This window comes from Amycolatopsis sp. NPDC004169, assembly GCF_040610315.1.
Lineage (GTDB): Bacteria > Actinomycetota > Actinomycetes > Mycobacteriales > Pseudonocardiaceae > Amycolatopsis.
This window is the reverse complement of record NZ_JBEXMD010000006.1, coordinates 250,168-268,985: the sequence shown is the minus strand read 5'-3', so window position 1 is coordinate 268,985 and position 18,818 is coordinate 250,168. Positions and strand designations below refer to the sequence as shown.

Sequence of the window (18,818 nt, the reverse complement as noted above, 5' to 3'; positions counted from 1 at the left end):
TCAGACCGCCGCGGCGGACCGGGCGAAAGCCGACTCGATGTAGTCGGTCAGGCTGCCGACCGTGCGGAAGACCTCCGGGCCGAGCTCGTCCGGGTCGATCTCGAGGCCGATGGTGTCCTCGAGGCTCATCAGCAGCTCGATGACACTGGTGGAGTCGAGCGCCAGGTCCTCGAACAGGCGCAGCTCCGGGGTGACGCCGCCGATCTCCTTGTTGAGCACGGCGGACAGGGCGATCTCCAGGTGGGCGACGATCTCGGTGCGGTTCATCTCGGCTCGCTTTCCGTGCTGGTGGTGGGCTGGTGCAGGTGCTGCTTGCGCAGCAGGTCCGCGGGCTCGTCGCGGTCGCGGACCAGGTGGGCCGCTCCCCCGCGCACGAGCACCTCGGCGGGGAACCCGTGGCTGAGGAACAGCCCGGGCGAGGCCGACGGCCCGTAGGCGCCGGAGTTCAGGACGCCGACCAGGTCGCCGGCGCGCAGGTCGGGCAGTTTCACCTGCTTGAGCAGGGTGTCGTTGGGCGTGCACAGCGGACCGGTGACGGTCCAGGGGCCGGGCTCGACGGTGTCGTCGGTGTCCTCGCCCGCCGCGCGCGGGGTGAGCAGCACGGCCGGGAAGTTGCGCTTGACGAACGAGCCGATGCCGACGGCCGCCATGTGGTGGTGGGTGCCGCCGTCCGCGATCGCGAACCGCTCCCCCATCGACTCCTTGACGTACCGGACGCCGAGCACGTAGACCCCGGCGCGGCCGGCCAGGAACCGGCCGGACTCCATGATCAGCCGGGTCGCCGGGTGCGCCCGGTGGAACGCCTCCAGCATCGGGTTGATCTCGGCGGCCACGTCGGCGGCGTCGAGGTCGTCCTCGCCCTCGAAGTAGGCCACGCCGAGGCCGCCGCCGATGTCGACCGCTTCCAGGCGGATCCCGGTCTCCGCGGCGACCCGCTCGGCCAGGTCCAGTGCGTAGCGCGTGTTCTTGCCGATCACCTCGGCGTCGAGGATGCGCGTGCCCATGTAGACCTGGATGCCGGCGACGTCGGCGTGGTGGTACTCCGCCAGCCGCGGCCCGGCCGCGAGGACCTGGGCCTCGTCGATGCCGAACTGCCGCGGCTTGCCGCCCATGGTGAGCCGGGAGCCGCTGATCGCGCAGGTCGGGTTGATCCGCAGCAGCACCCGCTGCTGCTTCCCGAGCTCGGCGCCGAGCCGCTCGATGTCGTCCAGCTCGTCGAAGGACTCGCAGACGATCGCGTAGACGCCGGTGTCCAGGCACGCCCGCAGCTCCTCCTGGCTCTTGCCCGGGCCGAGGAAGATGATGTCGTCCGGCCGCGCACCCGCCTTCAGCACGGTCTGCAGTTCCACAATGGACGAGACCTCGGCACGCGCGCCGCCGTGGTGCAGGGCGGCGAAGACGCTGATGTTCGGGTTCGCCTTCAGCGAGTAGAACACCTCGATCGCCGGGTGCAGCACCGCGCGCAGGCCGGTGATGGTGGCGTGCAGGACGTCGCCGTCGTAGACGTACAGCGGCGTGCCGAAGCGCGCGGCCAGGTCCTGGTAGTCGATGTCGGTCATGCGTCTTCCCCTGCCATGGCGCTGAGGCGGCGCTCGGCCTCGGTCCGGACGGCGAGGGCCTCCTCGGGCGAGTCCCCGACGCAGATCGCGTAGAGACGGCCGTGGAAGGAGCCCTCGCCGGTGAACGCGGCGTTGAGCGTCGCGAAGTTGTTGACCAGCACGCCGGTGTCGCCGGCGCCGGTGAAGAACAGGTCGCCGAGCGCGGTCTCGACCTCGGCGAAGGTGTGCTCGCGCTGCAGCTTCAGCGAGAAGGTCGCCGCGATCGCGTGCCGGCCTTCGGGGATGAACTTCTCGGCGATCCGGCTCTGGTAGGTCGACATGTTGAACCGGGCGTTGATCTCCAGGCACGGGTAGAGGGTGCCGTCGGCGGCGAGCATCGCGTCGACGCCGACCATCCCGAAGAAGCCCTCGTCGTGCAACGCGCGCCCGATCTTCTCGACGGCTTCGGCGAGTTCGCGGGCCGCGACCGGCGGCAGCTCCACCGGGAAGCGGTGGCCCTGGTGCACGCCGTTCTTCAGCACGGCGGCCTTGACCGTCTCGAACCGGACGCCGCCGGTGCGGGAGACGACGAACTGGTAGTTGAGGTCCTGGGCGTGCTCGATCCAGGACTCGACGACGAGGTTCGCCGGCGCCTCGGCGCCGCGGCGCTCGATCAGGCGCAGCAGGCGGTTCGCGCCGCGCTCGTCCTCGACCACGACCATGCCGCGGCCGGAGACGCCGAGCGACTCCTTCACCACGACCCGGCCGCCCAGCGCCAGCTGGGAGGTGAGCGCCTCGCGCAGTTCGCCGACGGTGTGCACCACCCGGCCGGGCACCTGGCGCAGGCCGAGCGAGTCGACCAGGCCGCGGCTGAACACCTTGCCGTTGACCGCCTTGCAGATCTGCGCGGTCGAGCCGGCCAGCGGCAGCCCGGACTCCTTGGCCAGTGCTTCTTCCGACGCCGAAATGCCCAGCGGCATCAGGTAGGTGTTGCCGTCGGCCAGCTCGCGCAGCCGGGACAGCAGCTCCGGCGAGTCGAGCGCATCCTCGGTCACCATCGCGTCCGGGTCGTTGTGCTCGGCGATCAGCGTGGTGCCGTCGGCCGCGCCGATCCGGGCGAGGTACCCGGCGAACGCGGCGTCCATGGGTGCCTTGAGCACCACCAGGTCGCCCTCGCCGGCGAGCAGCGCGCCCATCTCCTCCATGCGGTTGACCGTGGCCCCCGCGAACGAGATGCCGGCGCCGGGCAGTTTCGGCTCGCCCACCGCCCAGCTGCGCTCCACCTCGAAGTTGTTGACGAAGACGAACCGCGCACCGGCGTCGCCGGTGAGGTCCTTCTTCAGCCGTGCCACGAAATTCATCCCTGGTTCCCTTCTCCGATCTCGACGACGGCCGCCGCGAAGGTCGCCCCGAGGCCGGCCGAAGCCAGCAGCACGAGGTCCCCCGGATCGACCCGCCCGTCCGCGCGCGCCGCCGCCAGGTTGATGAACGGGTCGGAGCTGTAGCAGTGGGCGTACTTCCCGACGTTGTCGAGGAACACGCGGTCCCGCGGCACGCCGAGCGTGCCGGTGATGCGTTTCCACGACAGCTTGTTGACGTTGTGCGGCAGGATGGCGGCGATGTCCGCGGCCTCGGCACGGGCGTCGTCGAGGGCGTCCTGCATGACCTGGGCGAGCGCGTCCGGGTAGACGTGCTTGTACTGCAGCTGCAGGGCTTCGTCGCAGTCGATGCCCCGGTAGAACTCGCCCAGCACGGTGAGCGCCCGCCCGAGGACGCGGTCGCCGCGCGGGTCCGGGCCGAGCAGCACCGCGGCGGCGCCGTCGCCCTGGATCGTGGTGTCGCGGATCAGCCGGGCCTCGTGCATCAGCACCTTGTCACCGGTGAGCACGAGCACGCGGTCGCCCGGTGCCGCGGTCGCCAGCAGCGAGCGCGCCACGTGCAGGGCGTGCAGGCCGACCACGCAGTTGAGGTGCGAGAGGCTGAACGCGGTCGCGCGGTGCAGCCGCAGCCGCGTCCGCACGTCCTCGAGGAGGCCGGGCGTGGCGACGGCGACGTGCTGCATGGTGTGGGCGTGGACGAGGAACCGGACCGAGTCGCGGTCGGTTCCGGCCAGCACCCGCTCCCCGGCGCCGGTCAGCAGGTCGGCCAGTTCGAGGCCGTCGGCGACGGCTACGCGGTCGAGGCCGAGGAAGCGGGTGAAGAAGCGCAGCTGGGTCGCGTCGAGGCCGAGCGGGCCGGCCAGGTCGGCGACCGGCAGGCTCGTTTCCGGCACGAACGACGCCACCCGTTCCAGGCGGGGTGCTTCGAGCAGGGACATGATTTCCTCCGATCTACTGGCTCAGCCGCGGGCCGGCACGAGGTCGTGCGCGAGCGCGGACAGGGGGCGGGCGGTGGTGAACGGGACGAGCCCGGCCGACCAGCCGCGCTCGTGCAGGGCCTCGACCACGCGGGGCAGGCGCAGCACACGCCCGCCCGCGCCGAGGTAGCTGCGGGCCGGGTCGACGTCGCCGAGGCCGTTGACCTGCGCGACGACCTCGGCGAGGACGCGTTCGGCCGGCGCGGTTCCGGTCCGCTCGGGTTCGGCGGGAACGGCGGTGGCCCGCGGCGCCGCCGGGGTGAAGCCGATGAGCGCGGCGGCCTCGCTGACGCGCAGGTCGGTGCCGGGGTCGCGGTGGGCCTCGACGAGCCGGGCGTAGCCGCGCAGGAACTGTTCGACGGCGTCGGCGTCCATCACCGCGTCCAGGGCCTGCAGGGCCAGGGTGATGCCGTCGGCCCACTCGTAGACGCGCAGGTAGCTGTCGGAGCCCGCGAGCGCCCAGTCGGCGGGCGCGGCGTTGACGGCGTAGCGGTCCCGCTTGGTGCGGCACGACCGCGGGGCGTTGTCGAGGAAGTTCAGCTCCGCGACCACGCGCACGCCCTCCTCGGCGATCAGCTCGTACACGCGGTCATAAGGCACGTGCGCGTGCGTCATCGCCTGGCTCACGCTGGTCGCGGACGCCTTGACCACGGTCGAGAACCGCGGATCGCCGCCGAGGTCGGCGAGCACCGGCGTCGGGTAGGACAGGCACGTGACGGCGCCGCCGAAGCCGCTGGCGTCCCGCTGGCTGGTGTACATCCGGTGCGCGACCAGCGTTTCGCCGGTGTAGGCGGCGAGCGTGACGGCATAGGCGGCCAGGTGCACGGCCGAGGGCCACACGTGCTCGCGCGCGGCGATCGTCCGGGCGGCCGACAACAGTGACGGGACGGTGAGGGAGCCGCTGTGTGCCGTCTCGGAAGCCCTGCGGCGCTTCGAGAAGACGTCCGCGGGGAGCTTCCCGGCGAGCTCGCGCCAGTAGCCGAGCGCGGGTTCGAGGTCGGCCTCGGTGCGGCTCTCCTCGAAGCGGGCGAGGTCGACCGGCTGGTGTTCGACCGGGTCCAGCACCGCGGGCCTGCCCTCGGTGCGCGCGGCCAGGAGCTCGTCGAGCTCGGCGGCCAGGCGGTCGAGGGCGACGTCGTCGAAGGCCAGGTGGTTGAAGACCAGGTGCAGGCGCACCAACCGGCCGCCGCTGGTGACCACGCAGGCACGCAGGGGCCACTCGCGGGCCAGGTCGAACGGGGTGCGGGTGAGCCGCGCGATGACCTCCACGGCGTCCTCCGTGGTCGCTTCGACCACCGGCTGCGGCGACGGCGGCTGCACGACCTGGCGCGGCCAGGCGCGCCCGTCGGCCGCGGTGCCGGTCAGGTCGTAGACCGTGCGCAGGATCTCGTGCCGGCGCACCAGGTGCGTCAGGGTGGCGCGGACGGCCGCGACCGTGCAGCCCGCGGGCAGCGGGTAGCTGGTGCCGATGTGGGCCTCGTGCCGCGACTGCGCCGGCACCCGCAGGTACCGCAGCAGGTGGTGGTGCTGTCCCCAGCAGAGGTTCGCGCTCTTCGCCTCGGGCATCCGGGGCCTCCAACCGTGAATCGTCGTACGCCGATGGTGGGTGGTGGCGGCGGAAATGGTTAGCCCCTGGCGGTGGCACGTTTTCCGTGGCACGAACATGACACCGGGCGGCGAAGGGTTTCCCTTGACCGGCAACGGTTCGTCGGTGAATCTGGGTTGGCCCCGCCGGAACGCAGGAAATGCCGACCGGATCTGCGGGGGAAATCCACCAACGGAATGAGGAGCACCCATGTCGAAGGAAGCCTCGAAGGTCGCCAGCAAGGTCGCGTCGAAGGTCGCTTCGAAGGTCGCCAGCAAGGAGGCCTCCAAGGAGGCGTCCAAGGAGGCCTCGAAGGTCGCTGCCAAGGAGGCGTGACGACCCGGCGGGTCGGCGGCGCACCGCGCGCCGCCGCCCCGCCGCACCGGGGCTTTCACCGGAGAGCTCCGGTCTCGTGGCCACCGCGGGCGCGGCACCGCCCCCGGCACCCGCCGGGCGGTGCCGTTCCCGCGGCTCCTCGCCGCCACCCGGTCCGTGCTCTCACCAAGGAGCTGCGGGCCACCCCGATTTTCGCCAGCCCATGCACCCGGGAGGGGCCATGACCTCGATCGCGCCCGCCGCACCGACCGCCGCCGTCCCGGTGGCGCGGGTGCTGCCGCGCTGGTCGGCCCGCGCGTACGCGGACGCCGACCGGGCGGAAGTGCTCGCGCTGTTCACCGATCCCGGCTTCTTCTTCCGCACCGACCGGCCCGGCACGCGGCCGGAGCGGGAGATCCTGCGGCTCCTCGGCGACGACACGCGCGTGCTCCGCGCCGACGGCGAGCCCGTCGGTCTCTACGCGCTGGAGCACGAGGGCAGCGAGCACGGCTGCCACTACGTCCTGCACCTGCGGCTGCGCTCCGACGCGCCCACGCACTGGTGGGCCGAGGTGTACCGCGAGATCGTGCGGGCGCTGCGGTGGCGCCGCGAAATCGTGCGGCTGTCGGTCCGGTTCCCCGAGTTCGACCCCGCCGGCCTCGCCTTCGCGCGGTCGGCGGGACTCACCGAAGAGGGCACGCTCGCCGGCGTGACCACGCGCGATGGCCGTCGCCGCGGCACGGTCTTCTTCTCCCAGGTCTGGACGGAGTCATGAAACTGCGCGGATACCGCGGCACCGACCGCGAGCTGCTGAGCGGGCCGTGGCTCGCCGGCGAGCTGCTCGGGCTGCCACTGGCGGACTGGCCCGCGCTCGCCGAGCCGACCGAGGTCCCCCCGCCCGACGGCGACGACGAGGAGCTGTGCGTCACCGACGGTGCCTTCGTCCGCTACACCGGCATCGACTGGGTGCACCGGCGGGCCCGCGTCGAGCTCGGCGTCCACACCGGACTGTCCGATGTGGAGGAACTGCTGACCGCCGCCGTCGCGCACGGCTTCACCGCGCTGAACCTGCGGCGCCTGCACGGCTGGGTCACCCCGGCCGCACGGGCGGACACGGACGCGCTGGCCGCCGCCGGTTTCCGGCGCGAAGCCGTCGTCCCGGCCGCCACCTGGTTCGATGGCGCACCCGCCGCACGGGAGATCTGGGGGACGATCCGCCATGACTGAGCTGAGGCCGCTTTCGCCAGCCGAGGCCGCACGGGGGCTGCGCCGCGCGGGGACCGCCGCGCGCGGGTTCCTCGGCACCGACCCGGTGACCCAGAACGACGCCCTGCTCGTGCGCGAGCTCACCCGCCGCGAAGCCCAGGTGTACGCCGCCGGCGGCGCGCTGGTCGGCTGCGTGCCGAACCGGGTGCAGCCACGCCAGGCGTACGTCTCGAGCACCTCCGCCGGGCCCGAGCCGGTGCGCGCGCTGCTGCGCCACCTCACCGCCTACCAGCGGCGGACCTCGTTCGTCGCGCTGGTCCCCGGCAACGGCGCCGCCGCCTTCCTCGGGGCCGGGTTCGCCCACAGCGGCGTGCTGCCCGGCCACCACTACGCCGGCCACGCGTTCCACGACGTCCTGGTCCTGGTGAAGGAGGAGTCATGCCGATCGTGACCGTCCGGCACTTCACCGAAGAGGACATCCCGCTGCGCACGGAACTGCTGCGCGAAGCGCGGTTCGCGGCCAACCTCACCGACTTCGCCGTCGGGTCCGACGACGACGGCCTGCAGGCCCGGCAGCTGCGCACGATCACCGACGAGCACCGCACCAAGCGGATCTTCACCATCTGCGGCTCGCACGACCGCGTGCTGGGGTTCGCCTGGATCACCTCGATCGACTGGCGCGCCCAGTGCTGCGAGCTGTCCTTCGGCGTGCTGCCGCGCGACCGCGGGCTCGGCGCGTTCGCCGTCTACGCGGTGCACAAGCACCTGCGCGACGAGCTCAACATGCGCGTGATCGTCAACCAGGTCTACACGCACAACACGATGTTCCTCTCCGCCGAAGCCCTCGAAGCCCAGCACCAGGTCCGGTGCGAGCGGGACTCCTACACCGTCGGCGAGTGGCGGACCGCGTGCTACTGGACGCTGTCCGACGAGGACATCCGGGCCCACGAGGCGACCGCCGAGGAACGCCGCCGCGAGCTGGCCGAGCGGATCCGCGAGCGGATCGAGGCGCGGTCGTGACCGGGCGGGCCGGGTACCTGCGCACGCCCGCGGTCTCCGGCGGCACCCTGTACTTCGCGTGCGAGGACGACCTGTGGTCCGTGCCGGCCGAAGGCGGCCGGGCGCACCGGCTGACCGCGGGCCCCGGTGAAGCCCGGCGGCCGCGGATCTCCCCGGACGGCACGGAAATCGCGTTCGTCGGCACCTACGACGGCCCCGCCGAGGTGTACGTGATGCCCGCCGAAGGCGGCCGGCCGCGGCGGCTGACCCACCAGGCAGGCCGCTGCCTCACCGTCGGCTGGCACCCGGACACCGGCGAGGTGCTCTACGCCACGGACGCGGAACAGCCGTCCGGCTTCGGCGCACGCCTGTTCTCGGTGCCCCCGGCCGGTGGTCCCGCGCGGCCGCTGCGGCTGGGGCCCGCCGACACGATCGCCTTCGGGGACGGCGGGGTCGTCGTCGGCCGCAACACCGCGGATCCCGCGCGCTGGAAGCGCTACCGCGGCGGCGGCACCGGCGAGCTGTGGTACGCCGAGGACGAGGCCGGGCCGTTCACGCGGCTCGTCGCGCTGCCCGGGAACGTCGCCGACCCGTGCTGGGCCGGCGGCCGCGTCCACTTCATCAGCGACCACGAAGGCATCGGCAACGTCTACTCGTGCCGTCCCGACGGCGGCGACCTGCGCTGCCACACCGACCACCACGACCACTACGCGCGGGGGCTCACCACCGACGGCACCCGGCTCGTCTACACCGCGGGCGCCCGGCTGCACCTGCTCGACGACCGCGGCGCCCGGCCGGTCGAGGTGGAACTGGGCGGCGCGGCCCCGCAGCGCGGCCGCCGGTTCGCCCCCGCGGGCGAGTACCTCGACGGCGCGCGCCTGTCCCCCGACGGCACCCGGCTCGCGGTGACCGCCCGCGGCAAGGCGTTCACCTTCGAGCACTGGTCCGGGCCGGTCCGCGGCCACGGCAGCGCCGACGGCGTCCGCTACCGGCTGCTGCGCTGGCTGGCCGGCGGGCGGCAGCTGGTCGCGGTGGCCGCCGACGAGAGCCCGGACGAGCGGATCGTGCTGCTGGACGCCGAGGGCGGCGAAGACGCCCCGGTGCTGGTCGCGGGCGGCGTCGGGCACATCACCGAGCTGACCGCCTCACCCGCGTCCGGGCTCGTCGCCTTCGCCACCAGCCGCCAGCGCGTGTGGCTGGTGGACACCACCGACGTGCTCCCCCGGCCCCGGCTGCTGGACGCCAGCCGGCACGAGCGCATCGAGGACCTGGCCTGGTCGCCCGACGGGCGGTGGCTGGCCTACACGTTCCCGGAGTCGCCGCGCACGTCGTCGATCAAGCTCGCCGACACCGCGTCCGGGCGCACCCACCGGGTCACCGAGCCGGTGGTGCGCGACGCGCGCCCGGCGTTCGACCCGTCCGGGCGGTACCTGTACTTCCTCGGCCAGCGCGACCTGACGCCCGAGCTGGACCAGGTGCAGTTCGACGTCGGGTTCCCGTTCGGCTCGCGGCCGTACCTGATCACCCTGCGGGCGGGCGAGGAATCGCCGTTCGAGACGCGGGCCGCCGTGCCCGGCCAGGCGCGGACGGCCCCGCGCGGCGACGGCCGGGTGGAGATCGACTTCGACGGGATTTCCCGGCGGGTGGCGGCGTTCCCGGTGCCCGAGGGGCGCTACAGCGACATCGGCGCGCTGCCCGGCCGGGTGCTGCTGCTGTCGGTGCCGCTGGCCGCGCCGGACCCGGCGCACCCGGACGCCGGCGGCGACGGCACGGTGTCGCTGGTCGACCTGGGCACCGGCCGGGTCACCGCGGGCTGCCTCGGCCCGGTCGACGAGCTGGACGTCCGCGGCGACGTCGTGCTGCACCGCACCGACAGCCGGCTGCGGGTGCTGCGCGCCGACGCCGCCGGCGACCCGCCCGACGGCGAAGAGCCGGGCCCGGCGACGGGCTGGGTCGACCTCGGCCGCGTCAAGGTCCCGTTCGACCCGTCGGCGGAGTGGCGGCAGATGTTCCGCGAGGCGTGGCGGCTGCAGCGCGAGGGTTATTGGGACGCGCGGATGTCCGGCCTCGACTGGGACGCGGTGTACGACCGGTACGCGCCGCTCGCGGAACTGGTGTCGTGCCGCGCCGAGCTGTCGGACCTGATCTGGGAGCTGCACGGCGAGCTCGGCACGTCGCACGCCTTCGAGCGCGGCGGCGAGTACCGCGCCGGGCCGGACGAGGCCCAGGGCTTCCTCGGCGTCGACTGGGATACTCCGCCCGACGGCTCGACCTGGCGGATCGCCCGGATCCTGCGCGGCGACCCGTGGAACCCGAAGGCCGGTTCGCCGTGCGCCCGGCTCGGCGCGGACATCCGCGCGGGCGACGCCGTGGTCGCGGTCAACGGCCGCCGGGTCGGCCCGCCGGGTCCCGGCGAGCTGCTGGTCGGGCAGGCCGACCGCGAGGTCGAGCTGACCGTGCGGCGGGGCGGCGCCGAGCACCGCGTGGTCGTGCGGGCGTGCGCGAGCGAGGCACGGGCGCGGTACCTGGACTGGACCGAGGGCAACCGCGCGTACGTGCGCACGGTGTCCGGCGGGCGGCTGGGCTACCTGCACGTGCCCGACATGACGCGCAGCGGGTACGCCGACTTCGTCCGCGGGTTCCTGACCGAGCTCGACCGCGACGGCCTGATCGTGGACGTCCGGTTCAACACGGGCGGGCACGTGTCACCGCTGCTGCTCGACCGGCTGGCCCGCCGCCGCACCGGCACCGAGCACGGGCGCTGGAGCGGGATGGCACCGTACCCGACGGAGTCCCCGCGCGGCCCGATGGCGACGCTGCTCAACGAGCACACCGGTTCCGACGGCGAGATCTTCGCGCACGTGTTCCGCGCGCTCGGGCTGGGCCCGCTGATCGGCAGGCGCAGCTGGGGCGGGGTGATCGCGACCTGGCCGCGCCACCGGCTGGTGGACGGCACGGTCACGACGCAGCCGGAGTTCCGCTACCGCTTCGGCGACGCGGGCGGTTCTTTGGAGAACCACGGCGTGGAGCCGGACCTGGCGGTGGTCCCGGCCCCGGACCGGCTGCTGCCGGGCGAGGACGACCAGCTCGCGGCGGCGGTCGCGCACCTGCTGGCGGAGCTGGGGTCACCGTCGGACGAGCTCCCGGTTCCCCGGGCGGCGCTGCTGCTGCCGCAGGCGCCGTGACCGGGGGAAGCGGGCGGGTGGTCCGCGCCGGTGCCGACACCACCACCGAACGCGAGCCGCAGGCGAGCCACGCCGGCACCGGCACCACGACTGCCGCGCGGGAGCCGCAGGTGGACCGCGCCAGAACCGAACGCGGGTCGCAGGCGAGCCACGCCGGCACCGGCACCACGACTGCCGCGCGAGAGCCGCAGATGGACCGCGCCGGCACCGAACGCGAGCCGCAGGCGAGCCACGCCGGCACCGGCACCACGACTGCCGGGCGAGAGCCGCAGGTGGACCGCGCCAGAACCGAACGCGAGTCCCAGGCGAGCCACGCCGGCACCGGCGCCACGACCACCAAGCCCCGGCCGCGCACGGTTCCCGCCGGTGCCGCGATCACCGCGTCCGGCTCGCGCACGGCCGCCATCGGTACCGGCACCGGGGCGCGGACGGTCCGCACGATCGCCCGCCCGCGCCCCGGCGAGGTCGACTTCTGGCTGCTGCCGATCCACCCCCGCCCCGCGTGGCGGCGGCTGCTCGACGACACCGAACTCGCCCGTGCCGACCGGTTGGCCGCCACCCCCGCGGGGGACGTCTTCACCGCTTCGCGTGCACTGCAGCGGCTTTGGGCCGCCGCCGTGCTCGGTGTGCCGCCCGCGGAGGTGGTGATCGACCGCTCCTGCGAGCACTGCGGCGATCCCGCCCACGGCCGGCCCCGGCTGGCCGGCGCTCCGGCCTTCTCCGTCTCCCACACCGCCCGCTTCCTGCTGCTCGCCGTCGCGGGGGACGGCCGGATCGGCGTCGACCTCGAAGAGCCCGGCGCGGCGGCCGATCCGGCCGGCCTCGCGGGCGTGGTCCTGTCACCGGCCGAACACCGGGCGTTCTCCGCCGCGCCCCCGGCGGAGCACCCGGCCCGGCTCCTGACCGCGTGGACCCGCAAGGAAGCCGCGATGAAGCTGGCCGGGCTGGGGCTCGCCGCACCCCCCGCGCGGGTGGATGTCCGCGGGCCGCTCGCCCGTTCGGACGCGCCCGGCTGGCCGCGCGAACCGGTGCACCTGCGGCCTCTCCCTATCCCCGGCGACCACCTCGCGGCCGTCGCCACGACCGTGCCGATCAGCGCCTTTCACCGGCGTGACCTGGCCGGACTCGGCGCGCCGCCGCCCGCCGGGCCGTCGTGGCCGGGCGGGGCGCGGGATGGGGGCCGCCAATCTGGGTAGCGAGTACCCATGTACCCGCATCTCCCGGAGTGCGAATGTTCTCGGCGTGAGCCAGACAGTAGAGCGCCCCGAGCAGGCCCCCCACGAGGCACCGGCCTGGTGGACCGCCGCTCGCCTCCCCGGCGAGACCGGCGGCGACCGGCCCGCCTGGGCGCTGCTCACCGACGACGTGCTGGCTGCCCTGCCCGCCGAAGGCGACTGGCCCGCTCCGGTCGACGCCGAGGGCGACGACGTCTTCCGGCACGCCGTCCTGCCCTTCGCCGCCGCCACCCGCGAGCTGCTGGTCCGGCGGGTGCCCGCCGCGGAGGCCGTCTGGACCGGGGTCGGGAACTGGCTCTGCGGGCAGCTGACCGCGCTCGCCGCCCGCACCTTCGTGCTCGAACTGCACGCCGCGAAGAAGGCAGGCCTGCTGCGCGGCACCACCGGGCGCGACCGCTTCGTCGACTTCCTGCGCCTGCTCGGCGGCCGCGGGTACCTCACCGAGGTGCTCGACCGCCACCCCGTGCTGGCCCGGCTGCTCGCCCAGACCTGCCTGCGCACCGCCGACGCCGTCGCCGAACTGCTCACCCGGTTCGCCGCCGACCGGGACGTCCTGCGCGAAGGGCTGCTCGCGGGCAGCGCCGCCGAGCTGACCGAGCTCACCCTCGGCGCCGGTGACGTGCACTCCGGCGGCCGCGCGGTGGCCGTGCTCGGCTTCGCGGACGGGCGACGGCTCGTCTACAAGCCGCGGCCGCTCGGGCTGCTCGCCCGGTGGGGCGAGCTGCTGCGGTGGTTCGCCGAGGAACGGCCCGGCCTCGCGCCGCGCCCGGTGGGCGTGCTGGCCCGCGACGGCTACGGCTGGGCCGAGTACGTGCCCGCGCGGCCGTGCGCCGACCACGCCGGCGTCGAACTCTTCTACCGCCGCCAGGGCGCGCTGCTCGCCCTGCTCTACGCGCTCGACGCCACCGACATGCACTGCGAGAACCTCATCGCCTGCGGCGACCAGCCGATGCTGGTGGACGTCGAGACGCTGTTCCACCCCGCGTTCACCGCGCTGACCCGCAACGGGCCCGACCCGGCCGCCGCCGCGCTGCACCGCTCGGTGGCGCGCACCGCTCTGCTGCCCACGCTGATGCTCGGCGAGCACGGCGCGCTCGACGTGTCGGCCTTCGGCGGCGGCAACGGCGAGCAGACCCCCGGCGAGGTGCCGCACTGGACCGGCGCCGGGACCGACGACATGCGCCTGGCCCGCGGGCCGCTCCCCTACGCCGGCGGCGCGAACCGCCCGGTGCTCGCCGGGGCCGAGGTCGACGCCGGGATGTACCGGCAGAGCCTGCTGAGCGGCTTCCGCGCCGCCTACGAGGCACTGGTCGACCGCCGCGCCGAGCTGCTCGGCGGCGTCCTGGACGCGTTCGCCGGGGAGGAGATCCGGCTGGTCATGCGGCCGACGCAGGTCTACGTCACGCTGTTGACCGGCTCGACGCACCCGGCGCACCTGGCCGCGGGCGCCGACCGGCAGGCGGCGTTCGCCTCGCTCGGCGACGACCACGGCAAGGCCCACCTGCCCGCCCTCGTGCCGCACGAGGTCACCGAGCTGTGCGACGGCGACGTGCCGGTGTTCACCGCCGCCGCGGGGTCGGTCGACGTCACCACCGGCACCGGCGCGCTGCTGCCCGGCCTGCTGGCCGCCAGCGGCCTCGACCAGGCCCGCGCGAAGATCGCCCAGCTGTGCGCCGAAGACCTGCGCGAGCAGGAGTGGTTCGTGGAGGCCACGCTGGCCACCCGCCGCCCCGAGGTCCGCCACGGCGCCGGCGCGCCGCTGCCCGGCGCGGTCGCCGCCGTCGTGCCCGACAGCCAGCACCTGCTCGCGCTGGCCTCCGCCATCGGCGACGACCTCGTCGCCCGCGCCGCCCACGACGACGTGCGGGCCAACTGGGTCGGCCTCGAGCTCCTCGACGGCCGCCACTGGCTGGTGCTGCCGATGGGCGCCGGGCTCGCCGAGGGCTACTGCGGCACCGCGCTGTTCCTCGCCCAGCTCGGCGACCTGACCGGCACGTCCCGGTACTCGGAGCTGGCCGCCAAGGCCGTGCGCACGCTGCCGGTGCTGGTCGAGGTCCTCGCCGAACACCCCGAGCTGGCCCGCGAAGTCGGGTCCGGCGGGTTCTTCGGCCTCGGCGGGATCTGCTACGCCCTCGCCCGGCTGGCTTCGCTCCTCGGCGACCGCGCGCTCGCCGCCTGCCTGCCCGCCGCGATCGCCGCGACCGCCGCCGCCGACACGGCCGCGCCGGCGGGCGTCGGCGAAGGCACCGCGGGCGCCCTCGCGGCGATGCACGCCGTGCACGCGGAAACCGGGCTGCCCGAAGCGGCCGCACTGGCCGCCACGCTCTCCCGGCGCCTTGCCGGTTCCCCCCGTCCCACCGCCCCGGGCTTCCTGTGGGGCGCGGCGGGCGTCGAGTGGGCCCTCGGCCGCGACCGCGGGCTCCCGGCGGAACCGGCGGACGGCGACCTGGGCTGGTGCTCGGGCCTGGCCGGCCGGATCCTCGCCGGGTCGCGGTCCGGCAGCCCGGCGCCGGCGGCGGACGCCTTCGCGGCCGCGGTGGCCGCCCGGCCGCCGTCGGCCGACCAATCCCTCTGCCACGGCGAGCTCGGCGCTCTCGAAGCGCTGGTGGTGCTCGCCGGGCAGGGCCACGAACCGTCGGTCTCCGCCTTGCGGAGGGCGACTTCGCGCCTCGTCGGCGCGGTGGAAGGGCACGGCCTCCAGTGCGGTACTCCGCACGGAGTAGCAAGTCCCGGTCTGCTGACCGGAACCGGGGGTATCGGTTTCGGGTTGTTGCGGGTCGGTTTTGCCGAACGGGTTCCTTCGGTTCTCCTGCTGGAACCGTCGGGCCCTGCTGGGAAATAACCGCGAAACACACCACATCACGGGAGTGCAGATGCGCAACGACACCAACGCCGCCGAATTCGACCCGACCACCGCCGGCGCGGAGACCGACAGCCCGCTGGGCGAAGCCACCCCGGCCGCCAGAACGAAGATCGGTGTGCGGGCGGGGATTCTCGCCGGACTGACCCTCGGCGTGGCCAGCGTCGCGGTCGTCACGATGGACATCAGCACCGTCGTGAGCAACCACACGCACGCGTGACGTGCTCATCAAGGCACAAAGCGTGACAACAACGCCAATCTTGCCGTCCGAACAGTGGAATCTCCACCGGAAAACCACCGAATTCGTGACTCCGGTCTCTAAGGTTGGCGCATGCGCACCCGTGCCCCCGCTCTCGTCGGCCGAGGAACGGAGATCGAAGAGATCGGGCGGGTGTTGCACGACGCTCGCCGCTCTTCGGGCTCGGCCGTGTTCGTCACGGGGGAACCCGGCATCGGCAAGACCCGGCTCGCCGCCGAAGCGGTCGGCCACGCCCTGGACGAGGGTCTGGTGGTGCTGCGGGGCCGCGGCAGCACCACCGGCCCCGCCGTGCCGTTCCGCGCTCTCACCGAAGCACTCCTGTCACTGGCCCGCACCGGCGGCCGCGAGCTGGTCGAACAGCTCGGGCCGTACCGGTCGGTGCTGGGCAGGCTGATCCCGGACTGGGCCACCGGCGCCGACACCGCGGGCGAGACGTCGCTGGTGGTGCTGGCCGAGGCCACGCTGCGGCTCACCGGCCTGGCCGGCGCGGGCCGCGGCTGCCTGTTCGTCGTCGACGACCTGCAGGACGCCGACGTGGAAACCCTCGCCGTGGTGGAGTACCTGGCCGCCAACGTCCGCACGCAGCCGGTGGTCGTGCTGGCCACCCTGCGCGCCGAACCCTCGCCCGCGCTGGAGGCGGCCCACGCCGCCGCCCGGCGCGGCGAGGGGTTCCTGATGCCGCTGGACAGCCTCGGCCCGGAGCAGGTGCGCGACGTCGTCGCGTCCTCGCTCGGCGCCGAGCCGGACCAGGTGTCCGCCGACGTCGCCGAGCGCCTGTTCGCCGACAGCGCGGGCAATCCCCTCGTGGTCGAGGAACTGCTGCACAGCATGGTGGCCGCGGGCGAGCTGGTGAACGGCGCGGCGGGCTGGCGGTTCACCGGCCACGGCCGCAGCGCCGTGCCCTCGACGCTGGTCACGATCATCACCCGCCGCGCCGACCGCCTCGGCGAACGCGGCAAGCAGCTGCTCGCCATCGCCGCGGTGCTCGGCCGCCGGTTCCCGCTTTCGGTGGTGCAGCGGGTGAGCGAGCTCGACGACCACAGCCTGTTCGGCCACCTGCAGTCCGCCGTGGCCGCCCAGCTGCTCACCGCGGACGAGCGCGGCGAGGACTGGTACGCCTTCCGGCACCCGCTCACCGCCGAAGCGCTGCTGACCCTGCTCAACCCGGCCGAGCGGGTGGCGCTGTCGGCCAAGGCGGCCGACGCCGTGGTCGAGCTGCACCCTGACCTGCCGGGCGAGCTGTGCAGCCTGGCCGCGTCGCTGCGGCTGGGCGCCGGCGACCGCTGGGCCGCCGCCGACCTGTACCGCGAGGCCGCGCAGCGCGCGCTGGGCGAAGGCGCGCCGGGGTCGGCGATCGCCGTGCTCGAGCACGCCGTGAACCTGCTCGGCGACGACGCCGGCGACGACCGGTCCGGCCGCTACCGCGACCTGCTGGAGCTGCTGCTGTTCGCGCTGGCGGAGGCCGGGCAGTTCGACCGGGCGGTGAACGTGGCGCGCTCGCTGCGGCCCGCCGACGGCCGCGATCCCGCGCGCCAGATCCGGGTGCACGTCCGGCTGGCGTGGGCGGCCCAGGTCGCCGGCCGCTGGGCGGAGGGCTTCGAGCAGGTCGCCGCGGCCCGTGCGCTGCTGCCGGAGGACGGACTGGACGAGGAAGCCGTCGCGGTGGACGCGGTGGACGCGTACCTGTCGATGTCCGGCCCGGCCCCGGACCGGGTGCGCCGCAGCGAACAGCTGGGCCGCCGGGCGGTCGCCGGGGCCGAGCGGATCGGCTCGCCGTCGACGGCGTGCCAGGCGCTCTACGCGGTCGGGTTCGTGGTGCGCGAGCGGGACATGGCCGAGTCCGACGAGTGCTTCCGCCGGATGCTCGACAGCGCCGCCGAGCACCGGCTGACGAACTGGCGCAACTACGCGCTGGTCGGCCTGGGCGGCAACGCCTGGCTGGCCGAGGCCGACCCGTCCGGGCTGGAGACCGCGCGCGCCGAGGCGCTGCGCACCGGCGGGATCAGCCTGGCCTACAACGCGGACGCCGTGCTGGGCCTGCACGCGGTGCTGTGCGGCCGGTTCACCGAGGCCGGGCAGCGGCTCGACGCGTGCTACGCGGAGGCGTCGCGGATCAAGCTGTACGCGGTCAGCCGGTACGTGCAGATGGCGCAGGCGGTGCTGGCCGGGCACCGGGGCGACCGCCGCACGATGGAGACCGCACTGGGCGACTTCCGCCGCGGCGGCGGGGACGCCGGTCCGGAGGCCCCGCTCGCGCGCGGCCTGGCCCAGGTGTTCTGCTCGCTGCTGGAGGAGGACCGCGAGACCGCGCGCGCGGAGCTGGAAACCCTCGCGGCCGACCAGGCGCGGCAGCAGAGCACGTTCCACCTGGCGGGCACCCACGGCCTGAAGCTGCTGCTCGACGTGATCGCCGGCGACGCGACCTGGGAGGACCACCGGCGGATCGCGGCCGGGGCGACCGGCGGGATGCGCTGGAACCGCCAGTTCGTCCTCCAGGCCGAGGCGGTGCTGCACGGCCGCGACCAGTCGCACGAAGCCGCGGCGACGGCCATGCGCCGCGCGGCACAGGCGGCGGCCCCGTTCGGCGTCGCCCGCCCGCTGGGCCTGCGCCTGACGGCGGAGCCGGCGGTCGACGACGGCTGGGGCGAGCCGGCGGAATGGCTGCGCGAAGCCGAAAGCCACTTCCACGGCGCGGACGTGATCCCGGTGGCCAGCGCGTGCCGCGCCCTGCTGCGCCGCGCGGGGGCGTCGGTCCAGCAGCGCCGCACGGGCACCGAGCGGGTGCCGGAGAGCCTGCGCGCGATCGGCGTCACGCTGCGCGAGTACGAGGTGTTCGAGCTGCTGGCGTTCCGGTTGAGCAACAAGGCACTGGCGGCGAGGCTGCACATTTCCCCGCGCACGGTGGAGAAGCACGTGGCGGCGTTGCTGATGAAGACCTCGGTCCGCGACCGCGCGGAGCTGGCCCGCTTCGCGGCCGAGCATTCGTCGGCTTCGGAAGTCTGAGCTGCCGCGGGCACTGACAACTGCCAGTCGGACTCCGGCTGACGAGCGGCATGGTCGACCGCGGCGCGACGAAGGTGTGGGAGGCCTGGAACGGCGTCCCGGCCGACGGCGAGGTGGTGTCACCCCAGCGCGACGGCCTTGCTGCCGAGCGGGCGGCAGGAGACGGTCCCGCCCGGCACCCACGAGTTCGCCGGCACACCCTGACCGAATGCTGCCCCTTTCGAAGCCGATGTCCACCCTGTGAATGCTGATTTCGCAGGTGGCGGCATAGTGCGCG

General features: G+C 74.5%; 15 protein-coding genes. 10 read left to right on the top strand and 5 right to left on the bottom strand.

Annotated features, from left to right (window positions below; all coding sequences use genetic code 11):
* Genes ABZX11_RS10850 through ABZX11_RS10830 form a run of 5 tightly spaced genes read right to left on the bottom strand, consistent with a single transcriptional unit; the run spans position 1 to position 5,460 of the window.
* Entirely contained in the window at positions 1 to 267 is a 267-nt protein-coding gene (locus ABZX11_RS10850; RefSeq protein ID WP_086848245.1) for an acyl carrier protein, read from the bottom strand.
* Positions 264 to 1,559 (bottom strand): type III PLP-dependent enzyme, encoded by a 1,296-nt coding sequence (locus ABZX11_RS10845; protein ID WP_354911919.1) that lies wholly within the window; start codon positions 1,557 to 1,559, stop codon positions 264 to 266. The genes ABZX11_RS10850 and ABZX11_RS10845 overlap by 4 nt, the downstream gene beginning before the upstream one ends.
* Entirely contained in the window at positions 1,556 to 2,899 is a 1,344-nt protein-coding gene (locus ABZX11_RS10840) for an ATP-grasp domain-containing protein (protein ID WP_354911917.1), read from the bottom strand. Before ABZX11_RS10840 ends, ABZX11_RS10845 begins: the two co-directional genes overlap by 4 nt.
* Positions 2,896 to 3,855, bottom strand: coding sequence for a ketoacyl-ACP synthase III family protein (locus ABZX11_RS10835; protein WP_176176604.1), 960 nt, complete (start codon positions 3,853 to 3,855; stop codon positions 2,896 to 2,898). Before ABZX11_RS10835 ends, ABZX11_RS10840 begins: the two co-directional genes overlap by 4 nt.
* Positions 3,856 to 3,876: 21 nt before the next feature.
* Positions 3,877 to 5,460, bottom strand: a complete 1,584-nt coding sequence (locus ABZX11_RS10830) for a condensation domain-containing protein (protein WP_354911913.1) — start codon at positions 5,458 to 5,460, stop codon at positions 3,877 to 3,879.
* Positions 5,461 to 5,689: 229 nt separating this feature from the next.
* On the opposite strand from ABZX11_RS10830, the gene ABZX11_RS10825 reads away from it, so the two are divergent.
* From ABZX11_RS10825 to ABZX11_RS10780, 10 genes are all read left to right on the top strand, one after another.
* Positions 5,690 to 5,815 (top strand): hypothetical protein, encoded by a 126-nt coding sequence (locus ABZX11_RS10825; RefSeq protein WP_303247007.1) that lies wholly within the window; start codon positions 5,690 to 5,692, stop codon positions 5,813 to 5,815.
* Between the two features lie 220 nt (positions 5,816 to 6,035).
* Positions 6,036 to 6,569: a hypothetical protein gene (locus ABZX11_RS10820; protein WP_176176602.1), complete on the top strand. Its 534-nt coding sequence runs from the start codon at positions 6,036 to 6,038 to the stop codon at positions 6,567 to 6,569.
* Positions 6,566 to 7,021, top strand: a complete 456-nt coding sequence (locus ABZX11_RS10815; RefSeq protein WP_176176601.1) for a hypothetical protein — start codon at positions 6,566 to 6,568, stop codon at positions 7,019 to 7,021. The genes ABZX11_RS10820 and ABZX11_RS10815 overlap by 4 nt, the downstream gene beginning before the upstream one ends.
* On the top strand, positions 7,014 to 7,451 hold the full coding sequence (locus tag ABZX11_RS10810; RefSeq protein WP_176176600.1) for a hypothetical protein: 438 nt from the start codon (positions 7,014 to 7,016) through the stop codon (positions 7,449 to 7,451). Before ABZX11_RS10815 ends, ABZX11_RS10810 begins: the two co-directional genes overlap by 8 nt.
* The gene (locus ABZX11_RS10805; RefSeq protein ID WP_176176599.1) at positions 7,439 to 8,020 is read left to right on the top strand and encodes a GNAT family N-acetyltransferase; all 582 of its coding nucleotides are present in this window, start codon (positions 7,439 to 7,441) and stop codon (positions 8,018 to 8,020) included. The genes ABZX11_RS10810 and ABZX11_RS10805 overlap by 13 nt, the downstream gene beginning before the upstream one ends.
* Positions 8,017 to 11,184 carry a S41 family peptidase gene (locus ABZX11_RS10800; protein WP_354911909.1) on the top strand — a complete coding sequence of 1,056 codons (3,168 nt, stop codon included), beginning with the start codon at positions 8,017 to 8,019 and terminating at the stop codon, positions 11,182 to 11,184. The genes ABZX11_RS10805 and ABZX11_RS10800 overlap by 4 nt, the downstream gene beginning before the upstream one ends.
* Positions 11,181 to 12,380, top strand: coding sequence for a 4'-phosphopantetheinyl transferase superfamily protein (locus tag ABZX11_RS10795; RefSeq protein WP_354911906.1), 1,200 nt, complete (start codon positions 11,181 to 11,183; stop codon positions 12,378 to 12,380). Before ABZX11_RS10800 ends, ABZX11_RS10795 begins: the two co-directional genes overlap by 4 nt.
* Positions 12,381 to 12,426: 46 nt before the next feature.
* Complete coding sequence (locus ABZX11_RS10790) at positions 12,427 to 15,261, top strand: type 2 lanthipeptide synthetase LanM family protein (RefSeq protein WP_354911903.1); 2,835 nt, start codon at positions 12,427 to 12,429, stop codon at positions 15,259 to 15,261.
* A 31-nt stretch (positions 15,262 to 15,292) separates the two neighbouring features.
* On the top strand, positions 15,293 to 15,499 hold the full coding sequence (locus ABZX11_RS10785; protein WP_176176595.1) for a hypothetical protein: 207 nt from the start codon (positions 15,293 to 15,295) through the stop codon (positions 15,497 to 15,499).
* Positions 15,500 to 15,610: 111 nt separating this feature from the next.
* The gene (locus ABZX11_RS10780; protein ID WP_176176594.1) at positions 15,611 to 18,541 is read left to right on the top strand and encodes a LuxR family transcriptional regulator; all 2,931 of its coding nucleotides are present in this window, start codon (positions 15,611 to 15,613) and stop codon (positions 18,539 to 18,541) included.
* Positions 18,542 to 18,818: the final 277 nt, after the last annotated feature.

Excerpts from the sequence above, each read along its gene's own strand:
- ABZX11_RS10780 (WP_176176594.1), top strand. The coding sequence starts at position 15,611 with ATGCGCACCCGTGCCCCCGCTCTCGTCGGCCGAGGAACGGAGATCGAA.
- ABZX11_RS10785 (WP_176176595.1), top strand. The coding sequence starts at position 15,293 with ATGCGCAACGACACCAACGCCGCCGAATTCGACCCGACCACCGCCGGC.
- ABZX11_RS10815 (WP_176176601.1), top strand. The coding sequence starts at position 6,566 with ATGAAACTGCGCGGATACCGCGGCACCGACCGCGAGCTGCTGAGCGGG.
- ABZX11_RS10850 (WP_086848245.1), bottom strand. The coding sequence starts at position 267 with ATGAACCGCACCGAGATCGTCGCCCACCTGGAGATCGCCCTGTCCGCC.
- ABZX11_RS10830 (WP_354911913.1), bottom strand. The coding sequence starts at position 5,460 with ATGCCCGAGGCGAAGAGCGCGAACCTCTGCTGGGGACAGCACCACCAC.
- ABZX11_RS10805 (WP_176176599.1), top strand. The coding sequence starts at position 7,439 with ATGCCGATCGTGACCGTCCGGCACTTCACCGAAGAGGACATCCCGCTG.
- ABZX11_RS10825 (WP_303247007.1), top strand. The coding sequence starts at position 5,690 with ATGTCGAAGGAAGCCTCGAAGGTCGCCAGCAAGGTCGCGTCGAAGGTC.
- ABZX11_RS10845 (WP_354911919.1), bottom strand. The coding sequence starts at position 1,559 with ATGACCGACATCGACTACCAGGACCTGGCCGCGCGCTTCGGCACGCCG.
- ABZX11_RS10820 (WP_176176602.1), top strand. The coding sequence starts at position 6,036 with ATGACCTCGATCGCGCCCGCCGCACCGACCGCCGCCGTCCCGGTGGCG.
- ABZX11_RS10835 (WP_176176604.1), bottom strand. The coding sequence starts at position 3,855 with ATGTCCCTGCTCGAAGCACCCCGCCTGGAACGGGTGGCGTCGTTCGTG.
- ABZX11_RS10840 (WP_354911917.1), bottom strand. The coding sequence starts at position 2,899 with ATGAATTTCGTGGCACGGCTGAAGAAGGACCTCACCGGCGACGCCGGT.
- ABZX11_RS10810 (WP_176176600.1), top strand. The coding sequence starts at position 7,014 with ATGACTGAGCTGAGGCCGCTTTCGCCAGCCGAGGCCGCACGGGGGCTG.